The following is a 23,932-nucleotide window of genomic DNA, read 5'->3' as shown; positions in this document are numbered from 1 at the left end:
GTTTGAGTCAAAAGAATCACCTACATTAATAGTCAAGACGATTGGCTTCTTCTTGCCATGTCTCATTACTAGGGTCCATTTCTAATAATTGTTGTAATATTGTTTTCGCTTTTTCTTTATAACCTATTTCGATTAAATAATAGTAATAGTCACTTAAGAAAGCGCTTTGAGTTTTCATTGTTGGATAAGCTAGTTCAAAGAAATGTTGTGCTTCTTTATCACGTTCTTCTTGGCCAAATGCATGAGCTAAATGCCACATGAATACAGGGTCCAAATCATCTTCATCCACATATGATAGCAATGCGATGATTGCTTCATAATCTTCTTCATTTCGGAACAAATCACTCAAAATTAATAAAGGTTCATGATAAGCATTGTCCACTTCAAGTGCTTGTTTTAGTAATTCAACACCTTCATTTGCATCACCATGTTCAATTTCTAAACTTCCTGTTGAAACCATCAATTCTTTATAAAATTGATTTAAACGTAACCCCTCTTTGCCGGTCTCAATGGCATCAGGATAATTTTTTTCATTTTCATAAAGTGATTGTAAATAGAAATATCCTTGAATAAAATCCGGATCTTTCGATAGAAGGTTCTTAGTAATTTTAATGGCTTCATGAGTGATATCATTTTTTTCATACGCGATTGCTTTTTTGAAGAAATCTTCAGAAGTCATTTCATCTTCATTAATCTCATCATATAGATTAATCGCATCACTATAGTTACCGCTTTGTAATGCACAATCTGCCATACGAGCAAATAAATTAATACCATTCACTTCATATTCACCCGTATCTAATACGACTTCATATTCACGTGTAGCACGCAAATATTGACCATCAAAATATAGCATCTCAGCTAATGCGAAATGGATGATTGGATCATTTGGCTCTAATTCCCTAGCTTCAATTAACTTATCAATGGCAACTTCTGTCATATTAATTTGCTGATATAAATCAGCCTCTAACATTAATTTTTCTGTTGATATTGCAACTTGACTTAAATATTCTAATGCTTCATCAGTTTGATTCTCTGACATTAGACCTTCAATAAAATATATAAGTAATTCACTTTCATCTGGATATTTATGATATAAAGTTCTAAATACCTCTAGACCTTGAGGTGTTAAACCAAAATTATATAGGGTTTCACCAAGAATAAATAAGGCATCGTCATTATTAGAAGTTAAAGCATCATTTACACGAGAATCTAAATTATCTAATTTTTGAAGATTGATATCGTCTATTAATTTATAGATATCTTCCATACTGTTTTATCCCTCATTTTCTAAAAGCATTAATTTAGGAAGGAAACCTGGGAACGATACATTTACTGCATCAAACTGACGGATATTCAGCGGTTCATCACTTAATAATGATGCAATAGCTAACATCATCCCTATTCGGTGATCTGTTAAACTATCTACGGTTGCTGTTTTTTTAAATTCTGAAGGATGAATAATAAGTCCGTCATCAGTGGGCTGCAATTCAAACCCCAATAAACCGAGCATGTCTGCAGTCGTATCAATTCGATTAGTTTCTTTCACTTTTAATTCTTCTGCATCTTTAATAATACTAGTACCACTTGCTTGTGTACACAATAGTGCAATAATTGGTAACTCGTCAATAGCTTTTGGAACTATATCGCCTTCAATAAGAACAGGTTTTAAGTTTGGTGTGTATTTAACACGGATTGATGCAGTAGGTTCTGATGTATCTGTGATATTTAAACATTCAATATTTCCTTCCATTTGTTTAACGATATCTATAATACCTGAACGAGTCGGATTAATGCCAACATTATGAATTGTAATATCACTACCAGGAGTAATAAGTGCTGCCACTATAAAGAATGCTGCTGAAGAGATATCACCAGGCACATAAAAATCTTTAGCTTTTATATGTTCGATAGCATTTGGTTGAGTTGTAATTTCTTTACCAGAAATGCTAATCGGAATATTAAAATGTTCAAACATTGTTTCAGTATGATTTCGACTTACATCTAACTCAGTAATTTTAGAACTGTCATTAGTAAATAGACTTGCAAACAATAATGCACTTTTGACTTGTGCACTGGCTACCTCCATTTTATAGGTAATACCATTAATTGAAGCGGGTTTAATAATTAATGGTGTAAAATTATCATCGATGCCAGTAATATTTGCCCCCATTAATCTGAGTGGCTTCATTATTCTATCCATAGGTCGCTTACCTATAGAAGCATCACCGGACAAAACGCAATTTAGATTGAGCCCACTTAGTAAACCAGCTAATAATCGTGTTGTAGTACCAGAATTTCCAGTATATAGTGTTTGATGTGGTGTTTTAAATTTATTATAACCAGGTGAATCAACTATAATCTTTTCTTCAGCAAGCTGTATGTTAACACCTAATAATTTAAATATTTCTATTGTGCGTAAACAATCTTCGCCCAAAAGAGGCTTATATATAGTCGATTGACCAGTTGCTAAAGACGCTAACATAATCGCTCGATGGGTCATTGACTTGTCTCCGGGCACTTCAATTTCTCCAATTAAAGGCCCTTTTATATCTATCATTTGCTCATTTGACATACTGTAATCCACCTACTTTAATACTAGTTGTAAATCGTTAAATGCTTTTATTAGTATAGTTTTTTCAACGTGACATACTCGTGATTTTCCAAGTTCTTCTAGTAATACCATTTGAATACCTTCACCATTATTTTTCTTATCAGTTAACATATAGTGATACATATCATCAAAGTTTAATTGCTGAACAATTTGAACTGGATAATGAAGTTTCTTTAAATAGTTAGCATAATATGAGATGTCGAATTGTGTATCGAGTAAAGTATTAGCAACTATAAATTGGTAAATAATTCCAATCATAACAGCATGTCCATGTGGTATTTTAGTCTTGTACTCAACGGCATGACCGAATGTATGTCCTAAATTTAAATACTTTCGCTTATTGTGCTCTTTTTCATCTTTAATGATGACGTTTAGTTTAGCTTTGATTCCTTTGAAGATAAACTGATCTATATCATTCAAAGATTGTAGTTTTTCTTTTGTGGAGAAGTGTTTTTCAATGTCATCTACTGCAACTTGACCTGTTAATAGTGCATGCTTGTAAACTTCAGCATACCCACTTAGTATTTCGTCATAAGGCAATGTTGCTAAGAAATTTAAATCGTATATCACAGCTTTTGGTCTATAAAATGCGCCAACTAAATTTTTACCGTGAATGGAATTAATCCCTACTTTACCTCCCACGCTAGAGTCATGGGCAAGTATTGTTGTAGGTACTTGTATGAAATCAACACCTCTTAATAAAGATGAAGCAAGAAATCCAGTGAAATCTCCAGTAGCACCGCCACCTATCGCAACTAAACAAGTATTACGTGTTAAATTGTATTCAAGAAGGTGTTCTAGCGTTTGTTGATAATGTTCAAACGTCTTCATCTTCTCACCAGCTGGAACTATAATCTTATATATATGTGTTGATTCAAGTAACGGTGTAAACTTAGTTTTAAAGTTAAAATCGACGTACTCATCAATGATAAGAAACACTTTATCATAGTCTTGTATATATTCAGATAACTCCTCGAAAGCATTATGTTCAACTATAATTGGATAATTATTATTTGGATAGGTTGTTTGTAATTGCATATGAAATACCTCGTTCCTTACCTAATATTTTATTAAAATTCAATATTAAGGCGTCTTCGTTCATCAATTTGGGCTTTTAGCTGATCGATATGATTGGATTGAAACTCTTCTGTAATGGCTTTAGCAATCTCAAAAGCAACAACATGTTCACAAACAACACTTGCTGCAGGTACTGCACAACTGTCAGAACGTTCAATCGTGGCTTTAAAGTCTTCTTTAGTATTAATATCAACGGAATTAAGTGGTTTATATAAAGTAGGAATTGGCTTCATAACACCATTAACAATAATCGGCATACCATTTGTCATTCCACCTTCAAAGCCACCTAAATGATTGGAGCCTCTATAGAATCCAATTTCATTATCATATAAAATTTCGTCTTGAATTTCGCTACCTGGTTTTTCAGCAGCTTTGAATCCTTCACCGAAGCTTACTCCTTTAAATGCGTTAATACTTACAACACCTTGTGCTATACGACCATCTAATTTACGATCATATTGCACATAACTACCGACTGCAACAGGCATATTTTCAACCATAACTTGAACAACACCACCAATGGAATCGCCATCTTTTTTAGCAGCATCAATTTTATCTCTCATTTTTTGAGCGATCGTTTCATCAATTACACGTACGTCATTCTTATCAATATTTTGTTTGAATGTTTCAGTATCATATAAACCTTCATCTTTAATACCACCAATTTCAACAACACGACTATAAATGTGAATGTCTAATTGTTCTAGAAGAATTTTAGATACTGCACCTACTGCAACACGTGCTGCTGTCTCTCGAGCCGATGAACGTTCTAAAACATTTCTTAAATCTCTATGATTATATTTCATACCACCGATTAAATCTGCGTGTCCAGGACGGGGTTTTGTAATCGTACGTTTCATATTATCTCTTTCTTCATCAGAAATAGGCTCAATTCCCATAATATTTCTCCAATGTGTGAAATCATCATTTGTGACAACAATCGTAATTGGACTACCAAGTGTATATCCATTTCTGACTCCTGATACAATCTCTACTGCATCTTTTTCAATTTGCATACGACGTCCTCTACCGTAGCCACCTTGACGTTTAAACATTTCTTTATTTATATCTTCCGCTTTAATTTCTAAATTAGCAGGCACACCTTCAATAATTACTGTTAATTGAGGACCATGTGATTCTCCAGATGTTAAATATCTCATGAGAATACGCTCCTTTCCCTTTACTACGTTAAATTGTGATATGTGTTATCATATCACATTCAACCTTATAACATAACTAGTGTGCTACAGTTATTTTTTAATTTATTAGAATATTTTAATAATTATCAAACGATAGATTAGTGATTATATATTCAAATTAAAAAAAGAAGGTAGGACAGAATTCATTTTGAATTCATTGTCCTACCTTTAAAATGTTGACTAAAAAGATATATGCTAAATTTGAGAAATTACTTATTTCAATCAACTAAAGCTAATTTGAATTGTAAGCTCTTATTAAATATTTGAATTTACTATTCGTATAACCAAGTATCTCTAGGTGCTTCGTAGCTACTTAATTCCTCTTCTTTGAACCATAAATTAATCTCTCTTTGTGCTGATTCAACTGAATCAGAACCATGAATTACGTTTCTTCCTACTGTTAAACCTAAATCTCCTCTTATAGAACCTGGCGTAGCTTCAGAAGGATTTGTTTTACCTATAATATGTCTTGATACATCTACAGCGTCTTCACCTTCGACAACCATCGCAAAAACAGGTGCTGAAGTAATAAATGAAATTAATTTACCATAGAATGGCTTGTCAGTATGTTCAGAATAGTGTTCTTCAGCTAGAGATTGAGGAACTGTCATTAATTTAGCACCGACAAGTTTTAACCCTTTTCTTTCAATACGTGAAATAATTTCTCCCACTAAATTACGTTGTACTGCATCTGGTTTAATCATTAAGAAAGTTCTTTCCATCGTAATTGATCCCCCTGTGAATTAAGTCTGATTAATTTAAGACTTAAAATATAAATGTTTATTTATGTATAGTAATTTTGTGTAACAAACAACCTGCTACTATTCAATAGTAACAGGTTGTTAAAGCGCTTTCAATATTTATTCATTCTAAACACTACGTGATCCCATTTTCTTTATTAATTTAATAAAAAGACTTTGAGCATTGGGTTCATCAAGTTCATCAATTAACTTAAGCGCCTTAGCTAAATATTTATCACTAATTGCTTTTGATTCTTTGATACTATAAGAATTTCTAATCTGTTCAATTAGAGGTTTAAACTCTTGAGATTCAGATTGATGATTTAGTGCAGCAATTTTTTTCTTAAATGACGTATCTTTTTTCATTTCAAGTAAAACTGGTAACGTTATATGTCCATTCATTAAATCACTACCAACTGGTTTGCCAAGTTTTTTTTCAGTGCTAGTGAAATCCAAAATATCATCTACTATTTGGAAACTCATACCAATATAATGACCTATCATTTTAAGTTTTCGAATGGTTTCATCATTAGCTTCTGAAGTAATTGCTCCTACTTCAGTTGCTAGCTGAATTAATAATGCTGTTTTTCTATTGATACGTCTCAGATAGTTAGTAATACTTTGTTCGCTATTAAATTGATCTTGAAATTGGAATAACTCACCAAGTCCTACATTTACAATTGAATTTGAAATTATGTGATGAATTCGATTGCCACGAATTTCAGATAAATGTTCCAGTCCTAATGCTAGTAGAAAGTTTCCAGTTAGTATTGCAGTAGTAACATCCCATTTTTTTACTATGGTTAATCGTCCACGTCGTTTGTCACTCTTATCTATAACATCATCATGAACGAGCGTTGCCATATGAATTAACTCTAATGCAACTGCGACGCGATACGTGTCTTCTGTTTTCTTTTGTGGACCGAATTGACTACTTAATATAACAAATGCAGGTCTAACTCTTTTGCCTCCTGAAGAAAGCAAGTGTGATGAGGCTTCACGTAATATTGGATCATTGCTTTCAATAGCTTTTTGAAGGCGTTTTTCTACATTTTTTATCTCGCTATTCATGTTTAACTTTGCCACGTTAATCACCTTTTATTTAGTCGAACTTTTTTGTTTATAGCCTAGATGCATTGCAGCAACGCCACCTGTAAAGCTACGGATTTTAATTTTATTAAAGCCAGCTTGTTCAAACAATTGTTTTAACTTATCCTTATCTGGAAAATCGAACGTAGATTGTTGTAACCATTCATATTCTTCTTTTGATTTGGCAAATAATTTACCAAATACTGGCATTACAAATTTAAAGTACAATTTATAAACTTGTTTAAACACAGGCATTGTTGGTTGACTTGTTTCCAGACAAACAATCATTCCACCTGGCTTTAAGACTCTGTTCATTTCTTTTAATGCAACTAAATAATCAGGTACGTTACGTAGACCGAAACCAATAGTTACATAATCAAATGAATTATCTTCAAACGGTAAATTCATTGCATCGCCATGTACTAAATGAATATTGTTCATGTGTTTAGTTTTTTCTTTACCAACTTCTAACATGTTTTCACTAAAGTCTAAACCTGTCACCTCACCATGAGCACCAACTGCTTTACTTAAGGCTATTGTCCAATCAGCGGTACCACAACAAACATCAAGTGCTTTACTACCAACTTTAACGTGCATATCTTTCATTACATGTTTACGCCATACTTTGTGTTGTTCGAAACTAATTATGTTATTTAAACAATCATATTTACTTGAAATATTTTGAAAGACTGTATGAACTTGTTCTTTTTTTGCATTATTTTCAGTCATTAATATTACCTCTACTTTTCTCTATATAACTTTGATTGATATCTTTTAAAAACTGATGTACATCAGCGGCTTGATACATTTTAAGGTAAGGTGGATAGTAATCATCAACCTCAGGAATTAATTTTTGATACAAATTTAAAGGGGTTACTTGTTCTTTACTGAAATGAGACAAAGTTATATTAGGGAAGATTGTTTCTATTTCAATAATTGCATCATAGATATCTTCAGTTTCTATTACTTGATGATGTAATGATGATTTTAATTCATTAGATTTAACGATTGCTTTACTCATTGCTAATTGAAAAGTTGGATCATTTATTTCAGCTAACAACGTATAAAAATGAGCACTTAGCAAATCACCAATCAAAATAGATTTCTTTGACTTTTGATTTTGAGTAATTTCATCAAGGTGTTTCATTGAAGTATCGATAGTGAGGCAAGCAAGTTTAGCATTCTCAGGAATATCATAACAATCTAATAATTCACCCAATCTAGAGTTTATGTTAATAGCTTCATAGTCATGAATTCCCTTAAGCTTTTGATTAATTTGTCTATTTAATTTGCTTATAGTTCTTTCCATGTTCACACCTCACGTTATTATCACTATACATCTTAACATTATATGAATAAAAATAAAATATAGTGACTTAACGTTACAATTACTTTATTTATTGAATTGAAAAGCTATTAAGGAATAACAACTTTCATAATATAGTAATAAATTATATGCATTAATTCTCTATAATGATTTATGTATAAAAAAAAGCCCTTTATAGGGCTTTTAAGTAAATTATTTAACAGCATCTTTTAATGCTTTACCAGCTTTAAATGCTGGAACTTTACTTGCAGGAATTTCAATTTCTTTACCTGTTTGAGGGTTACGTCCTTTACGTGCAGCACGTTCACGAACCTCAAAGTTTCCGAAACCAATTAATTGAACTTTTTCACCTTTAGAAAGTGATTGTTGGATTGATTCGAAAACAGCATCTACAGCTGAACCAGCTTCTTTTTTAGTTAAATCAGCTTGTTCTGCAACTGCATTAATTAAATCAGTTTTATTCATTACGAGTTCACCTCCAGATGAATGATAATGATATCTTTATATCATTATGCTATGACTTTAACACAACAATTAATGTTACCGCAATAATTTATGCACTTAAAACACTGAAATATCAGTATTTTATGTACAAATCTGCGAAAAATTTTTGATAATGAGTAATATTACACTTTATTCAGATTTTTTATCTCTTCCCATTAAATCTTTAACACTGTCTTTAACCGGATTATCTTCGAATAAAACCTTGTAAAGTGCATTAGTTATAGGCATATCAACATTTTGTTGTTTAGCTAAATGGTATACAGAATTAGTAGTATAAATTCCTTCTACTACCATATTCATTTCATTTAAAGCTTCATCCATCGTTTGGCCTTGTCCTAATTTAAATCCTAAAGTGTAATTACGTGAATGCGTTGATGTACAAGTAACAATTAGATCTCCAATACCACCAAGACCTAAAAATGTCATTGGATCAGCACCTAATTTTTCACCTAATCTGCTTATTTCAGCTAAACCTCGTGTCATTAAAGCAGCTTTAGCATTATCACCATAGCCCATGCCGGCTACAATACCACTCGCAACTGCAATGATATTTTTTAATGCTCCTCCTAGTTCAACACCGACTAAATCATTATTAGTGTATACACGTAAATAATCATTCATAAATAAATCTTGAATCAGTTTGCTAACTTTTTCATCTTTTGATGATGCGGCGACTGTAGTTGGTTGTTTAATCACTACTTCTTCTGCGTGACTAGGACCTGATAAAACACCGATACCACCATTGTGTTCTTCTGAAATTGAATCTTCAATCATTTCTGAAACACGTTTGAATGTATCATTTTCTATTCCTTTTGCAACATGTATAAAAGTTTTCTTAGTATCAATTAAATTATCAATTTCACTTGTAACTTCGCGCATTGCTTTAGTTGGTAGAGCCATTAAATATATATCAGTAAAATTCACGGCTTCTTTAATATCACTGGTTGCTTTAATACTACTATTTAAAACGACATCTTTTAGATAGCGTTTATTTTGATGGTGATCATTTAATTCTTTCACACTATCTTCATTTTTTCCCCACATTAAAACAGTATGTCCATTTTCAGCTAATACATTAGCTAATGCAGTACCAAAACTTCCCATACCAAAAACAGTAATTTTAGTCATAGTTTTATCTCCTTCTTAGTTTCTTCTTCTTGGAATGATGTGAATAGGTGTTCCTTCAAAACCAAATGCATGACGGATTTGATTTTCAAGGTAACGTTTGTAAGAAAAATGCATTAGTTCGACATCATTAACGAATACAACAAATGTTGGAGGCTCGATAGCTACTTGTGTAGTATAGAATACATTTAAACGACGGCCTTTATCTGTTGGCGTAGGATTCATAGATATGGCGTCAGTGACAACTTCATTTAAAGTAGAACTTTGAACACGTTTTTTATGGTTTTCGCTTGCTTCATTAATATATGGGAATAACGTGCGTAAACGAGTGCCTTCCTTAGCAGAAACAAAAGCAATTTGAGCATAATCTAAAAATTGGAACTGATTTCTGACATCATCAGCAAATTTCTTCATTGTGTTACTATCTTTGTCAACTGTGTCCCATTTATTCACTACAATGACAACTGCTTTACCTTCTTCGTGAGCATATCCTGCAACACGTTTATCTTGCTCGATTATACCTTCCTCAGCATCGATTACAATCAAGACTACATTAGAACGTTCAATTGCTTTAAGTGCACGTAGTACTGAATATTTTTCAGTTGATTCATACACTTTCCCTTTTTTACGCATACCTGCTGTATCTATTAAAACATAATCTTGTCCATCATAACTGTATTCACTATCAACAGCATCTCTAGTAGTTCCTGCAACGTTTGATACAATAACGCGTTCTTCACCAAGAATTGCATTTACTAAACTAGATTTTCCTACATTAGGACGACCGATTATCGATAGTCTTATAGTATCTTCATCATATGGATCTTCAGTTTCATCATTAAAGTGTTTAACTACCTCATCTAATAAATCCCCTAAACCTAAGCCGTGTGATCCTGATATTGGATATGGATCTCCAAAACCTAATGAGTAAAAGTCAAAAATGTCATTTCTCATTTCAGGGTTATCTACTTTATTAACGGCCAATACAACAGGCTTTTTAGATTTATATAGCATCTGTGCAACCATTTCATCACTTTGGGTTAAACCTTCTCGAACATTCACCATAAAGATAATGACATCTGCTTCATCAATTGCGATTTCAGCTTGTGCTCTTATTTGGGTTTGAAATGGAGCATCTCCTATTTCTATTCCACCAGTATCAATAATATTAAATTCATGTGTTAACCATTCGCCTGATGAATAAATTCTATCACGTGTAACACCAGGTGTGTCTTCGACAATTGAAACACGTTCACCTACTACTCTATTAAATATTGTAGATTTCCCTACATTAGGCCTACCTACAATAGCTACAATAGGTTTCGTCATAAGCTAACTTCCTCTCTTTCTAAAATCTCTATAATTTTATCATATGACCTACTTATTTCAAACAAAGTATGCAAGTTAAGCAAAAATATGGTTTTTAAAACAATAAATCTCGCTACATTTCATAATTTAATTACCATTATGATCCATTAAATTGTGAGAAAATGAAAATTCCCAATTAAAGTCTTAAACTTTAATTGGGAATGAGTTTGTATGATAACTTGAGATTAAAATTTTAAGTCTTTAAATTTATCGCCAAAGACATCACCTAATGTTGGGTTGTCTTCATTTGAATCATTACTTAAGTATGATTGAGTTGTAGCATCATCGCTCTCAACAACGTCTTCTTTAGGTAATGTAGCTTTAATTGAAAGTGAGATACGTTCATTTTCTTCATCTATACCTAAAATTTTAACATTAACTTGTTGTCCTGGCTCAAGTTTTTCACCTGGTGTGCCAATATGTTCATGAGCAATTTCTGAAATATGCACTAAACCTTGAACACCTGGAGCAATTTCAACGAAAGCACCGAAGTTAGCTAAACGCACAACTTTACCTTCAATAACATCATCTTCATGAAATTGTCCTTTAATGCTTTCAAATGGTGTAGGTAACGTATCTTTGATAGAAAGTGAAATACGTTCAACATCTTTTTCTACAGACTTAACTTTTACATCTACCTCTTGACCTACAGAAACTACATCTTCTGTAGAATCAACATGTTCATGAGATAATTCAGAAACGTGGACTAAGCCATCTACGCCACCGATATCAACAAAAGCACCAAAGTTAGTTAGACGAGCGACTTTACCTTTAATAACATCACCAGTATTAAGTGATTCTAATAAAGAAGCTTTTTTCACATCATTTTCAGCTTGCTCTACTGCTTTACGGCTTAAAATGACTCTATTATTTTCAGGATCTAATTCTTCTACTTTAATGCGAATAGTTTGTCCATCGAATACAGAGAAATCTTCAATGAAATCAGTTGAAATTAGTGAAGCTGGTACAAAACCGCGTTGACCTACATCTACAACCAGGCCACCTTTAACTACTTCTGTAACTTTAGCCTCAATTATTTCGTCATTATCAAGTTTTTCTTGTAAATATTCATATGATTTTTCAGTTTCAAGTTGACGTTTTGAAAGAATATACGCACCTGAGTCATTTTCTTCATCAACTTCGATTTTAGTAACATATGCTTCAATTTCATCACCTTGTTTAACTACCTCACTTGGGTTCTCAATATGATGAGTTGAAAGTTGGCTAATTGGAATGATTCCATTGAATTTGCCACCATTAATATGAACTACGACTTGTTTGTCTTCAACTTGTTGAACCTCACCAGTGACTTTGTCACCTTCTTTAATATCATTAATCATTGATTCATTGAATTCTTCAGTCATCTTGTTTGCCTCCTTATACACTACATACATATAACATCTTATAAACCAGTAGAATTGTCAAGAAATTCCCCTTTAGTTTCATAAGTTCTTAAAAAAATTATCAATTATTAAAATTATAAAATGAAAATTTAACTGATTTGTAACTTTTGAAAATTTATAATTTTTATACGAACTAAATATATGTTATACGATTAAAAAAGTGCTTAATAGTTACCACTTTTAATTATATAGAATAAAAATAGCTATTTAAAATAATTCGCACTTTAAACTTAGTTAAGTACGAATCACTCTAAATAGCTGTCATTATTTATCTAAATATTGTTAACCAAAGTCATTATTTCTTCAGTTACTTCTTCAATCGTTTTACCAGTTGTATCCACTGTAACGGCGTCATCAGCTTTTTTTAAAGGTGAAATGTCCCGATTCATATCGTAATGATCTCTTTCTTCTATTTCTTTTTTTAATTGCGATAGTGTTGATGGGATACCTCTTTGTTCATTTTCTTTTTGACGTCTTTCAGCTCTTTCTTCAACTGAAGCGATCATGAACACTTTTAATTCTGCATCTGGTAATACTACTGTGCCAATATCTCGGCCATCCATAACAATTCCTTTTTTAGCTGCTAGATCTTTCTGCTTTTCAACTGCAAATGTTCTAACAGGTTCTTTAGAAGCAACATAAGATACATTTTGAGTTACATCATTTTCTCTTAAAAAATCAGTGACGTCTTGATTATCTAATAAAATTCGTTGTCCTTTACTTTTGTCATAGGTTAATTCCAACGTCGTTTGATTAACGAGTGTTTTAAAATCCTCTGGGTTATCATTTTGAAGATATTTATAAGTAATCGCACGGTACATTGCACCTGTATCAACGTAAATCATAGACAATTTACTAGCTACTTGTCGTGCAATAGTACTTTTACCTGCAGCTGCAGGACCATCCAAGGCAATATTTATTAAGTCCATATTATTTATCCTTCCTTGTTGTTTTATTTGTATTATTTTATCATAAATATGTAAATTAAAAATAGGAGGAACGAAATGAAAAGATTATTAGTTATACATACTGGTGGCACAATAAGCATGTCCCAAAACCAATTTAGTCAAGTAGTAACAAATGATGTGAATCCAATATCTCTTCATAGAGATATTATTGGCCAATACGCTAATGTTGATGAAATTCATCCATTTAACATTCCGTCTCCTCATATAACGATTCAAAATGTCGAGAAGTTGAGAAATATAATTATTGAAGCTAATGAGACAGATAAATATGATGGTTTTGTAGTTACACATGGTACTGATACTCTTGAAGAGACTGCATACCTTTTAGATTTATTAATAGACATTAGATGTCCTGTTGTTATAACTGGTGCAATGAGATCTTCCAATGAAATTGGTTCCGATGGATTATATAATTTCATTTCATCAATTCGTGTAGCCTCTTCTAGTGATGCAAATGACAAAGGCGTTATGGTCGTATTCAATGATGAAATACATACTGCTAGAAATGTAACGAAGACGCATACTTCTAACATCAATACCTTCCAAAGTCCAAATCAAGGACCATTAGGAATATTAACTAAAGATAATGTTCAATTCTATAATCAACCTTATAAACAACAGTCATTTAAAATAATAAATCATCAGTTGAAAGTACCATTGATAAAAGCTTATATGGGCATGGAAAGTGACATATTTAATTTTTATGCCCAACAAAACGTAGATGGTATCGTCATTGAAGCTTTAGGCCAAGGAAATTTACCTCCAAGTTGCTTGAAAGGAGTCCAATCTTGTTTAAATAATAATATACCTATTGTATTAGTTTCTAGATCATTTAATGGGATTGTAAGTCCAGTATATGCCTATGAAGGTGGAGGCTTTCAATTAGCGAATAAAGGTTTAATATTTTCAAATGGATTAAATGGTCCTAAAGCAAGACTTAAGTTACTAATTGGCCTAAGTAATCAACTCAATATTGTAGAATTAAAAAATTATTTTGAAAAGCAAAATTAATTACAAGATTTTAGAAAAATAATGTGATTTAATTTGGTTTGCTTGAGAAGTTACTACTTAATAATCTTTTGGTATTATATTAATTTATCTTCATAAGGATGATAAGAGCTGAGAAGACACTAATGTTGCGTCGTTCTCAGCTCTTATCAACTATACTGCTGTTTTATACTTCTGTCCTTAACTTTCAAGTGGTGTTTGCTTTTTACTTAAAATACTCTGAGTAATAATCCCGCCATGATATTTACCATTTTCAATAAAGATTGCATTATTATCATTACCTGCAGCAATTACGCCAGCAATATAGCAATTCTCAACATTTGTCTCAAAAGTTTCTTTGTTATGAACTGGAGCAGTTCCATATTCATTTGTATTAATTTCAATTCCAATAGATTCTAAGAAGTCGTAATCAGGGTGATACCCTATCATTGCAAATACATGATCATTAGGTATCTCTGTAACTTTACCGTTCTTTTCATAAATCACGCTATTCTCTGTTATTTCAGTAACGTTCGCATTGAACTCCATAGTGATTTTTTCATGATTAACTAACGATTCAAAATTTGGCAATATCCATGGTTTAATGGCAGCTGAATATCGATTACCTCTGTAAAGTACAGTTACATTTGCACCAGCTTTTTCTAATTCTAATGCAGCGTCAACAGCAGAATTTTTACCACCTATGACAGTAACATCTAAATTAAAAAACGGGTGTGCTTCTTTAAAATAATGTTGTACTTTAGGAAGTTCTGCCCCTTTAACCTCTAAATTATTATGTTGACCATAATAACCGGTTGCAACAGTTAAAAATTTACACTCATAAACATCTTTAGTAGTTGTTATAGTGAATTTATTGTCAATTTTTTTAACAGTGAGTACTTCTTCAAATGCATGAACATTTAACTGATGATGTTTAACAACTTCTCTATAATATACTAGTGCTTGATTGCGTCGAGGTTTACTTTCTTCGACGATAAAAGGAATATCACCGATACTTAATTTATCACTAGATGAGAAAAATGTTTGGTGTGTTGGATATTTATATATAGCATCTACAACATTCCCTTTTTCGATGACTAATGTATCAATACCCTTTCTTTTTTGTTCAATAGCAGCACTTAAACCGCATGGGCCTCCGCCGATAATAATACTTTCTATGCTTTGCATGTCATTGGCCTCCTTTAATCACCCATATATTATAGCAGTTGTTTCGCTATTTCTAAATAGAATAGCACTCACAATATTTATATAAAATTAAAATTATATGTGCATTGAAACAAAAAAAGACTGAAACAATTTTGTTTCAGTCTCTTATGAATGATAACTAAGTTATTGTGGGATTATTAATTTTTGACCATTAGAAATGTTATTACTTGATAAGCCATTAGCTTGTTTAAGTTTATTTACATTTTCAACAGTACCTTCTCCGTAGTATTGAATAGCGATACGGTATAAGTTTTCATTACCTGATACTACGTGAGTTTGTTGTCCTGAATTAGAACTATTTGATTGATTATTATTGCTGTTACTTTGACTGCTACTGTTTGAAGTAGCTTGAGAGTTACCATTGTTATTGTCACTATTTGAGTTACTAGCATTATTATCTGATGATGAACTGTTATCAGATGAGTTTGATGAAGTACTATTATCTGAAGTGCTACTATTATCATCACTTGAATTACTAGATGATTCATTGTCTGTTGTAGCTTTGTCATTTGAGTCGTCATCATTAGTTGCTTTGTCTTTATCTTTGTCACTGCTTGCTTTGTCTTTGTCGCTATCATTACTAGCTTTGTCTTTACTATCTTTGTTGTTATCTTTGTTAGCAGTTTGTTCTGTTTTGTTATCTGCTTGGTTGCTGTCTTTTTTATCGTTGTTTAAATACATTCCAATAAAGATAGCAAGTGCCGCTAGAATAAGTAATAAAGCGATAAGTGGAAGTAAAATACCAGCTAGACCACGTTTCTTTTTACCATTGTGAGCTTGGAATCCATCATTACCATCGTCATGTTTATGATTTCTATGATCGTCTTGATGATCTCTGTTATGGCTATGATTATCTTCATGGTTTTGATTATTATTTTTATGGTCTTTTTTATGTTTTGCAGCTGCTACTCCAGCTGCGCCAGCCGCACCAGCCGCACCGGCACCAACTGCTGCTTTTTTACCTTTATTACCTTTTTTTGGTTCTTCTTTAGAATGGTTATCTTTGGTGTCACGATGGTCGTCATGAAGGTCTTTATCATGTTTTCTGTTTTGATCATATTTATTATCGTTATTTAAATCATGATTATCTTTATGTTCGTTGTATTTTGAGTCATGATGTGTATCTTTTTTATGTTTGTCTTTTGCAGCTTTAGCACCAGCAGCTCCAGCGACTCCGGCACCTCCAGCTATTGCAGCGTCTTTGCCATGTCGAGACTTTTTGTTTTGTTGATCTTTAAGATTTTGATTATCTTGACGTTCATCGATACTTTCTTCATGATTACGACGATGACGATCATCATCATTCAAACTATCATTATCATAGTCTTTATCATGTTTTCTATTTGATGCTTCATGACGATTATTTCTACGTGAAGCATCATCATTAAAGTCTCTATCAAAAGAACGTTTGTCATCCTTATGTATTGGCTCGTTATCTAGATGCTCTTCTTGCTGATTGTGTTGTAACTCATTGAAAGAGTCTTCATCGTGTCGATCATCAAGTGAACCATTAGCATTTGAATCAGAATTTTGATTATCAAATTTTCTGTTTTTATTAGTAGCTTGGTTACGTCTTCTTTGACGTCTTTGTGCGTTTCTAGGTGGGAATTGTTGGTCTGATTGATTATCAAAATCATTGGACTCATTTGAATTTTCATCAAACTCGTTTGTATTATCTTCGAATTGATCATCAGAATTAATAGACTGACGATTTTTTTCGAAATCATCTCTAAAATTATTTTTAGACACGGTCATCATCCTCTCTTAAATAATTATTTAAATATCACATACCATATACCCCACAAAGCGTGAAATATGTATAGTATTTAAATATTTCTTGAAAAACTTTAAGTATTATAATTATATCCTCTTAAAATAAATTTAGTAAAGAAAAGCAACTATACTTTAAATAAATATTTTAACTTTTCAGTATAACTTAATTTTCTTTTAACTTTTTTTCTATTGGTAACTTTTATAGGCATCAAATTAGAATCTATATCACAACATTGTTGAGGTTGAGTTGGATTATCACCAAAAAATTCTAATAAATAACGACGTCTACATTGATCTAGGGATGTATAACCAATCATTCTTTGATAACCTAATTTTTTTCGAATTAATGAATTGTTAAAAATTGTTTTGAGTACGTTGGATGAATATCTTTGACTCAATATGGTTAGTATTTCTTGCTTTTGAGGAGGTAAAAAAGCTCCTATATCAAAAGCATCGATGTCTTCAGTAGTTATCACATCACTAAACAATAATGTCTCTAATATATAGCTATCGTCTGGCTGATATAGACTAATCGCTTGGCTTTGCAAATTATCTCTCCCGGCTCTACCAATTTCTTGTAAGTAATTTGAAGGACTTGTTGATAAATGAAAATGGATGACTGTTCTAATGTCTTTTTTATTAACACCCATGCCAAAAGCACTAGTAGCCACGATAACGGGTATAAAGTTCTCCATAAATTGATTTTGTACAGTATGTCGTTCTTGATAAGACAAATCACCATGATAAATACCGGTTAAATAACCGTGGTGGTATATCATATTGGCTAATTCTAGACAGACCTTTTTAGATGAAACATAAATAATAGTTGGACCAGATTGCTCTAAAAAGTTTAACAGCCACTTAATTTTATCACCATCATTTTCAAAATTGAGGTGAGTAAAAGATATATTCTCTCGATTCATAGAAGTCTTAATTACATTTAATTTTCTAGATAAGATAAGATTTAAATCATTTTCTAAATGAGGTGGTGCTGTAGCTGTTAAAGCCAGTATCGATGCATTTTTATAATGAGATGTTATCTCCCCTATTAATGCATAATGAGGACGGAAATCATAACCCCATTCAGATAGACAATGAGCCTCATCAAGTACAATTAATCCGAAGTCAATATTCCTAATTAATTTAAAGTTTTGTGTTTGTAAAATAAATTCCGGACTTAAAAAAACAAAGCGACTTTTGTGTAATGAATTTATGTTTTGTTGTTTTTCATTTTCATCCATGCCTGAATGAATAGAAGTAACAAATTTCTCACCTTGAGCTTTCAATTGCATCACTTGGTCATCCATAAGAGAAATTAAGGGAGATATTATTAATGTTGGCTTTCCTTTCATATAGGTTGGCATTTGGTAACATAAGCTTTTACCACTCCCCGTAGGAAGAATACCTAGAGTATCTTTCTTACTAACTACACTTTCGATTATTTCTTTTTGACCAGGATTAAATGATGAGAATCCGAACCATTCTTTCAATTTTTCTTCAAGCACTCAATTCACCTCTTTCAATACCGACTATTAACAATTTAATTTGAAAATAAGATAATTGATCAAATTCTTCTTTATAAAATTTTAATTTATGTCCTCTGTTTTGATCATAGAATGCTATAAATTCACTTGTTTGTGGTCCATTAACAAAGGTTTGATATTCTAAAAAATATCCTTTTATAAATAATTCAAGAACGTGATCTTCGATTGTGTTAATTTTAACATTTTGGGTCACTGCAACCTCATCCATAGAAAGTCCTTTGAGTAATTGATGATACGTAATTGTCGTTTTATTTAACAAATTCGGTAGTATGATTGTTTGAGTTAATATAGGAAATTGTTTATCGTTTTCTAATGCAAACATCATTTGCACTAAATTATTGAGTTCAAGTACAAATAACTTAGTTACAGGTATATCTTCTATTAACGAAACCTGCTGTCGCGTATACATAGGTTCTTCATAACCTTGTAGGTAATAATGGATTAAACAGTTGTTACTACATTTTTCATCAATAAAATGAAAGAGTTGCTCGATTTCTTTTTCAAAATCATCAACTAAATTTTGTTCCAGTATTTTTGAATAGATTTGTTTTACTCTACTTTGAACAGTTATTTGTTGTGTAATTGGTATAAAGTTTAAGTGGTTGTTTTTAAAATGAGTTATAGTTTGGATTAGTAATTGAATACAACTAAAAGTTTGGATCATACTATCGTATGTATATCTTGGATGAATTGTAATGTCAGTATTTTGATTATCATAGGTATCTAAAAATCGCTCAAAAGACGGATATTTTAATTTAGGTAAACTATGATATAATGATAAAAGTTGTTGGGAACATGCATCAAAAAATGTTTGATGTGATTTTTTTCCATTCAAAATATTATAAATACTTTTGTTGGTTTTATAATCGAATGAATGATTTGATGCATATGTAATAATTGAATGCATTAATGAATCCTCACTTTATATAACTAATAGAATAGTAGATAAATTAATCGAAGTGTTATTTAACATTTGTTATACTAGTGTAGCATTTTTATCAAAGGAGGCGAAGAATTTGGCAAAATATACAATCGTTGATATGGATACATGTATTGCTTGTGGAGCATGTGGTGCTGCTGCACCTGACATTTACGATTATGACGACGAAGGTATTGCTTTCGTAATCCTTGATGATAATCAAGGTACTGCAGAAGTACCAGAAGAATTATACGAAGATATGGAAGATGCACTTGAAGGTTGTCCGACTGATTCAATTAAGATTGAAGAAGAACCATTTGATGGTGATGCTCTTAAATTTGAATAGTCACATATTATGAGTGAATTAATAATGAAACCTCCTAATGTTGAATAATGAGTTCAACATTAGGAGGTTTTTTATGATAATACGCGTTTTAATCTTCTGTATAAAAGCGCAAATATAATTGAAATCACGATACCTTTTATAATATTGAAAGGTATAACACCTGATAAAATGATAATTTTTAGATTGTTAAAGACATCACCTAAATTAAAAATCATTCCATATAGTGGAAGTAAAACAAAGTAATTCAGTATACTAAGTACGATAGTCATCACTATAGTACCTATAGCTAGCCCCATAACCAATGAACGTGGTGTATCTCCTTGACGGCCCTGACGCTTAGTTACATAATAAGCGGATAACAAGAAACTAACACCTGCTAAAAAATTGGCAACTGGACCAACAGGATCTCCCATATTGAATAAAAAATTAAGTATATTTTTGATAAGTGCTACTAAAATACCAGCAACGGGACCTAAAAGAAATGTTGCTAATAAAGTTGGAACATCACTAAAGTCTAATGTTAAGTATGGTGGTAAAAAAGGTAGCGGAAATTTAATGAATGTTAAAATAAACGCTATGGCACTTAACATGCTAATAGTGATAAGACGTTTGTTTTGTTGCATATTTAATTTTCTCCTTCCATTCATCTTACATAGAATAGGAGATAATTTTGCACAACAAAAAAACCTCCATCTTCTCCCATCCAGACTATACTGTCGGCTTCAGATTTCCACTGAATCAGCCACTTCAAAGAAGCGGGTCGCAGGCTTAATTTACTGCCGGTTGGGAATTGCACCCTACCCCGAAGATGAATTATATAATTGATTAATTTAATCTTTATATTACCTTATGTGAAAGCATTGCGCAATAATGGTGCTTAGACTTATTTAAAAAAGAGAAATGGGAGTGGGACAGAATTCTTTTTAAATTCGTCGTCCCACTCCCAACTTGCTTTGCTTGTAGAATTTCTTAGTGAAATTCTCTTTGTTGGGGCCCCGCCCGCAAGGATGAATAGAACTGAAAAAAGCTTGATTTAAGCGCATTTTCAGTTCAGTCAGCTACTGCGAATTTGCAAAATAGCATCATCATATTATTTATGTCCCAGGCTCTTGCTCTTAGATAAAATAAATATATTAATAGGCATATTAATTTTTAGGCTTTGGTAACTTAATTATGAATGTTGTACCTTTGTTTACTTCACTTTCAACTTTAATAGTACCACCATGTTCTTCGATTATCATTTTACATATAAATAGTCCTAAACCAGTTCCCTGTTTACCTCTAGTTCTTGAAGCCTCTACTTTATAAAATCTGTCGAATACGAGTTCAAGATGCTCTGGAGATATGCCACTCCCAGTATCTTTAATGTACAACGTTTGATAGGAATCATCCGTAGTTGTTGTAATTGATATTGAATCACCTGGTTGAGTATAACGTGTGGCATTGTCAATTAAATTTGTTAGAACTTGGTCTATGCGATCGGCATCGTATTCCCACAATTCATCACCGATGTTTGGTTCTAATGACATATTTAATTCTAAATCCTCAGCCTGTTGTCTATATTTCATTTGCATTTTAGATAGTAAAGGTTTAATAGGTTGTTTTTCTTTATTAACAGTTAAACCCTCTGCATCCATGCGAGCCACATTTAATAATTCATTTACTAATCGATTTAAACGTTTCGTTTCATCTAATACAATTGATAAAGAATCTCGAATTTCTTCTGGTTCAGTGACAATACCATCTACAATTGATTCAGTATAACCTTGTAATAACGAAATAGGTGTACGTAATTCATGTGAAACATTGGCAATGAAATCTTTCTTCATCTGATCTAAATTATGTTCATTAGTCATATCTCTTATAATGACTACAATTCCACTACGGCCATCTTGTTGAATTCTCTCTACATAACTCATGATTATGACGTAATATTTGTTGTTAATCTCATATTCTTGAAATTCGGTGTCTTTTGAAACAATTGTAGTTTCAATTTGCTTTTCAATTTCTTTATATACAGTTTTGTCTATTGATTTGATAATATCGTCAGCCATTTTATTTGAAAGAATAACTTCCCTCTTATCATTTAAACCCAATACACCTTCAATCATAGAATTAATCAAACTATCTCTTATATTTTTTTGAGTTGAAAGTGCCTCTATATTCTCTTGTATTTCAGAACTCATATTATTAAACGTATGTGATAATTCGCCTATCTCATCTTTAGTTGAAACACTTGTCTGTTTTGAATAATCACCTTTAGAAATATTAATAGCTTGAGTTCTAAGTTGTCGTAAAGGTTTAGTAATTCTATTTGATAAAAAGAATGCAAATATTGTTGAAACAGCGATAAATATAATGGCGGTGATTAAAATGATAATGGTAATTGCATTATTAGTATCTTCAATAGACTTTAAATCTTGATAAATGAATACTGCACTATATTTTGAATTTGCATTTTCTTGCGCTTTCATAGGATAGCCTAACAAAATATAGGAATGGGAATTACCGTTGTTACTTATTGTTATATTTTGAGTGGTAGACTTTCCTTGAGAGAAGACGCGTTGGAATTGCGAATTCTTGTGTATCTCTTCAAGCATTTTGTCTTTAGTATTGCTATTTGAACTTTTAATACTTGAAGACTTATTAGCCATTATAATAACGCCACCTGATCCATCTATTAATTGTTGGCTGTGTTCTATGGCTAAAGTTTTATTATCAGCTTGTTCAACTAAGTGGCTGATTCTAGACGCATCTTCTCTTATAGCATTTTCAGTTTGCTGTGTGTAGTAGTATTGTATAAAAGTAATTAATGCCGCACTTAATAAAATTAAAACTGTCGTTACTATGAAAAGTATAGTTAACCACAGTTTTATTACCACACTATTTAGTCGGTTCGTCATTAGACTTTACCTCGAATTTGTAACCAACACCCCAAACAGTTTGAATCATATGTGCAGCATCTTCTGATACACGATTTAGTTTCTCACGCAGGCGTTTAACATGAGTGTCTACTGTTCTTAAATCACCATAAAATTCATAATGCCATACTTCTTTTAAAAGTTGTTCACGATCAAACACTTTATTAGGCGTCTTAGCTAAATAAATAAGTAATTCGTACTCTTTTGGAGTTAAATTAACTTGTTGGTTATCTGCTAATACTCGATGCGCATCATTATCAATAATTAAATGATTAAATTCAATAACATCTCTTGCATGAGGTTCACTTTGTTCAGGTTTAGAAGATTGCGTTCTACGTAATAATGCTTTTACTCTTAGAACAACCTCTCTTGGTGAGAATGGTTTGACGATATAATCATCTGCGCCAGACTCAAATCCTTCTACCCTATTTGTTTCTTCGCCTTTAGCTGTAAGCATAATAATAGGCGTGTCTTTATGTTCACGTAACTTAGATGCTACTTCAATACCATCCATTTCTGGTAACATCAAGTCTAAAAGTATGCACGCATAGTCATTTTCAATAGCAAGATTATAAGCTTCTTTGCCATTACTTGCTTCATGAATCGTAAACGATTCTCTCTCTAGGTATAGTTTTAATAATCTTCTGATTCTATCCTCATCGTCTACAATTAATATTTCATTTGTCATTATGTTTATACCTCCTACACATGCTCAATTCACTCATTATTATAGCATACAGCATGATTGAAAGCTTTACTTTAAAGTTAACTTTGTGAAAAAAATAGCAAGAGAAATTAATA

22 protein-coding genes and 1 riboswitch are annotated in these 23,932 nt (G+C 31.9%); of the genes, 2 read left to right on the top strand and 20 right to left on the bottom strand.

Annotated elements, in window-relative coordinates; translation table 11 throughout:
* Positions 1–25: 25 nt before the first annotated feature.
* The 13 genes from SBL16_RS04840 to cmk form a co-directional block, all read right to left on the bottom strand.
* The gene (locus tag SBL16_RS04840) at positions 26–1,270 is read right to left on the bottom strand and encodes a tetratricopeptide repeat protein (protein WP_053017254.1); all 1,245 of its coding nucleotides are present in this window, start codon (positions 1,268–1,270) and stop codon (positions 26–28) included.
* 6 nt (positions 1,271–1,276) lie between these two features.
* The gene (gene aroA / locus SBL16_RS04835) at positions 1,277–2,575 is read right to left on the bottom strand and encodes a 3-phosphoshikimate 1-carboxyvinyltransferase (protein WP_107611554.1); all 1,299 of its coding nucleotides are present in this window, start codon (positions 2,573–2,575) and stop codon (positions 1,277–1,279) included.
* A gap of 12 nt (positions 2,576–2,587) precedes the next feature.
* Positions 2,588–3,652, bottom strand: a complete 1,065-nt coding sequence (gene aroB / locus SBL16_RS04830; protein ID WP_107611555.1) for a 3-dehydroquinate synthase — start codon at positions 3,650–3,652, stop codon at positions 2,588–2,590.
* 32 nt (positions 3,653–3,684) lie between these two features.
* On the bottom strand, positions 3,685–4,851 hold the full coding sequence (gene aroC / locus SBL16_RS04825; protein ID WP_317952981.1) for a chorismate synthase: 1,167 nt from the start codon (positions 4,849–4,851) through the stop codon (positions 3,685–3,687).
* Positions 4,852–5,162: 311 nt separating this feature from the next.
* Entirely contained in the window at positions 5,163–5,612 is a 450-nt protein-coding gene (gene ndk / locus SBL16_RS04820) for a nucleoside-diphosphate kinase (RefSeq protein WP_037537054.1), read from the bottom strand.
* Between the two features lie 147 nt (positions 5,613–5,759).
* The gene (locus SBL16_RS04815) at positions 5,760–6,716 is read right to left on the bottom strand and encodes a polyprenyl synthetase family protein (RefSeq protein WP_107611556.1); all 957 of its coding nucleotides are present in this window, start codon (positions 6,714–6,716) and stop codon (positions 5,760–5,762) included.
* A 12-nt stretch (positions 6,717–6,728) separates the two neighbouring features.
* Positions 6,729–7,448 carry a demethylmenaquinone methyltransferase gene (locus tag SBL16_RS04810; protein WP_107611557.1) on the bottom strand — a complete coding sequence of 240 codons (720 nt, stop codon included), beginning with the start codon at positions 7,446–7,448 and terminating at the stop codon, positions 6,729–6,731.
* Positions 7,441–8,028 (bottom strand): heptaprenyl diphosphate synthase component 1, encoded by a 588-nt coding sequence (locus SBL16_RS04805; protein WP_107611558.1) that lies wholly within the window; start codon positions 8,026–8,028, stop codon positions 7,441–7,443. Before SBL16_RS04805 ends, SBL16_RS04810 begins: the two co-directional genes overlap by 8 nt.
* 210 nt (positions 8,029–8,238) lie before the next feature.
* On the bottom strand, positions 8,239–8,511 hold the full coding sequence (locus tag SBL16_RS04800) for an HU family DNA-binding protein (protein WP_011275733.1): 273 nt from the start codon (positions 8,509–8,511) through the stop codon (positions 8,239–8,241).
* Between the two features lie 168 nt (positions 8,512–8,679).
* Complete coding sequence (locus SBL16_RS04795; protein ID WP_059747522.1) at positions 8,680–9,678, bottom strand: NAD(P)H-dependent glycerol-3-phosphate dehydrogenase; 999 nt, start codon at positions 9,676–9,678, stop codon at positions 8,680–8,682.
* Positions 9,679–9,693: 15 nt separating this feature from the next.
* A complete protein-coding gene (der, locus tag SBL16_RS04790) occupies positions 9,694–11,004 on the bottom strand; it encodes a ribosome biogenesis GTPase Der (protein ID WP_107611559.1) in 1,311 nt (436 codons plus the stop codon).
* A gap of 224 nt (positions 11,005–11,228) precedes the next feature.
* A complete protein-coding gene (gene rpsA, locus SBL16_RS04785; protein WP_317952972.1) occupies positions 11,229–12,407 on the bottom strand; it encodes a 30S ribosomal protein S1 in 1,179 nt (392 codons plus the stop codon).
* Between the two features lie 311 nt (positions 12,408–12,718).
* A complete protein-coding gene (gene cmk, locus SBL16_RS04780; RefSeq protein ID WP_107611561.1) occupies positions 12,719–13,375 on the bottom strand; it encodes a (d)CMP kinase in 657 nt (218 codons plus the stop codon).
* A 75-nt stretch (positions 13,376–13,450) separates the two neighbouring features.
* Between cmk and SBL16_RS04775 the strand changes: the two genes are divergently transcribed.
* Positions 13,451–14,425: an asparaginase gene (locus SBL16_RS04775; protein ID WP_107611562.1), complete on the top strand. Its 975-nt coding sequence runs from the start codon at positions 13,451–13,453 to the stop codon at positions 14,423–14,425.
* 177 nt (positions 14,426–14,602) lie between these two features.
* Here the strand turns inward: SBL16_RS04775 and ypdA are convergent, their stop codons facing one another.
* From ypdA to SBL16_RS04755, 4 genes are all read right to left on the bottom strand, one after another.
* Positions 14,603–15,589: a bacillithiol disulfide reductase YpdA gene (ypdA, locus tag SBL16_RS04770; protein ID WP_317952968.1), complete on the bottom strand. Its 987-nt coding sequence runs from the start codon at positions 15,587–15,589 to the stop codon at positions 14,603–14,605.
* A 162-nt stretch (positions 15,590–15,751) separates the two neighbouring features.
* A complete protein-coding gene (ebpS, locus tag SBL16_RS04765) occupies positions 15,752–17,383 on the bottom strand; it encodes an elastin-binding protein EbpS (protein ID WP_241958344.1) in 1,632 nt (543 codons plus the stop codon).
* 143 nt (positions 17,384–17,526) lie between these two features.
* A complete protein-coding gene (locus tag SBL16_RS04760) occupies positions 17,527–18,906 on the bottom strand; it encodes a RecQ family ATP-dependent DNA helicase (RefSeq protein WP_059747689.1) in 1,380 nt (459 codons plus the stop codon).
* Positions 18,899–19,852 (bottom strand): helix-turn-helix domain-containing protein, encoded by a 954-nt coding sequence (locus tag SBL16_RS04755; protein ID WP_107611565.1) that lies wholly within the window; start codon positions 19,850–19,852, stop codon positions 18,899–18,901. Before SBL16_RS04755 ends, SBL16_RS04760 begins: the two co-directional genes overlap by 8 nt.
* A gap of 109 nt (positions 19,853–19,961) precedes the next feature.
* Between SBL16_RS04755 and SBL16_RS04750 the strand changes: the two genes are divergently transcribed.
* Complete coding sequence (locus tag SBL16_RS04750; protein ID WP_002449743.1) at positions 19,962–20,210, top strand: ferredoxin; 249 nt, start codon at positions 19,962–19,964, stop codon at positions 20,208–20,210.
* Between the two features lie 71 nt (positions 20,211–20,281).
* Here SBL16_RS04750 and SBL16_RS04745 read toward each other — a convergent pair whose 3' ends face one another.
* From SBL16_RS04745 to SBL16_RS04735, 3 genes are all read right to left on the bottom strand, one after another.
* Positions 20,282–20,833, bottom strand: a complete 552-nt coding sequence (locus SBL16_RS04745; RefSeq protein ID WP_107611566.1) for an ECF transporter S component — start codon at positions 20,831–20,833, stop codon at positions 20,282–20,284.
* Between the two features lie 64 nt (positions 20,834–20,897).
* Positions 20,898–21,024: riboswitch (FMN riboswitch) on the bottom strand.
* 331 nt (positions 21,025–21,355) lie between these two features.
* The gene (locus SBL16_RS04740) at positions 21,356–23,113 is read right to left on the bottom strand and encodes an ATP-binding protein (protein ID WP_142813145.1); all 1,758 of its coding nucleotides are present in this window, start codon (positions 23,111–23,113) and stop codon (positions 21,356–21,358) included.
* Complete coding sequence (locus tag SBL16_RS04735) at positions 23,094–23,819, bottom strand: response regulator (protein WP_107613395.1); 726 nt, start codon at positions 23,817–23,819, stop codon at positions 23,094–23,096. Before SBL16_RS04735 ends, SBL16_RS04740 begins: the two co-directional genes overlap by 20 nt.
* Positions 23,820–23,932: the final 113 nt, after the last annotated feature.

Origin of the sequence: Staphylococcus sp. NWU MK-U1 (genome assembly GCF_033283505.1) — a bacterium.
GTDB lineage: Bacteria > Bacillota > Bacilli > Staphylococcales > Staphylococcaceae > Staphylococcus > Staphylococcus haemolyticus.
This window is presented reverse-complemented; position numbering and strand designations above follow the sequence as displayed.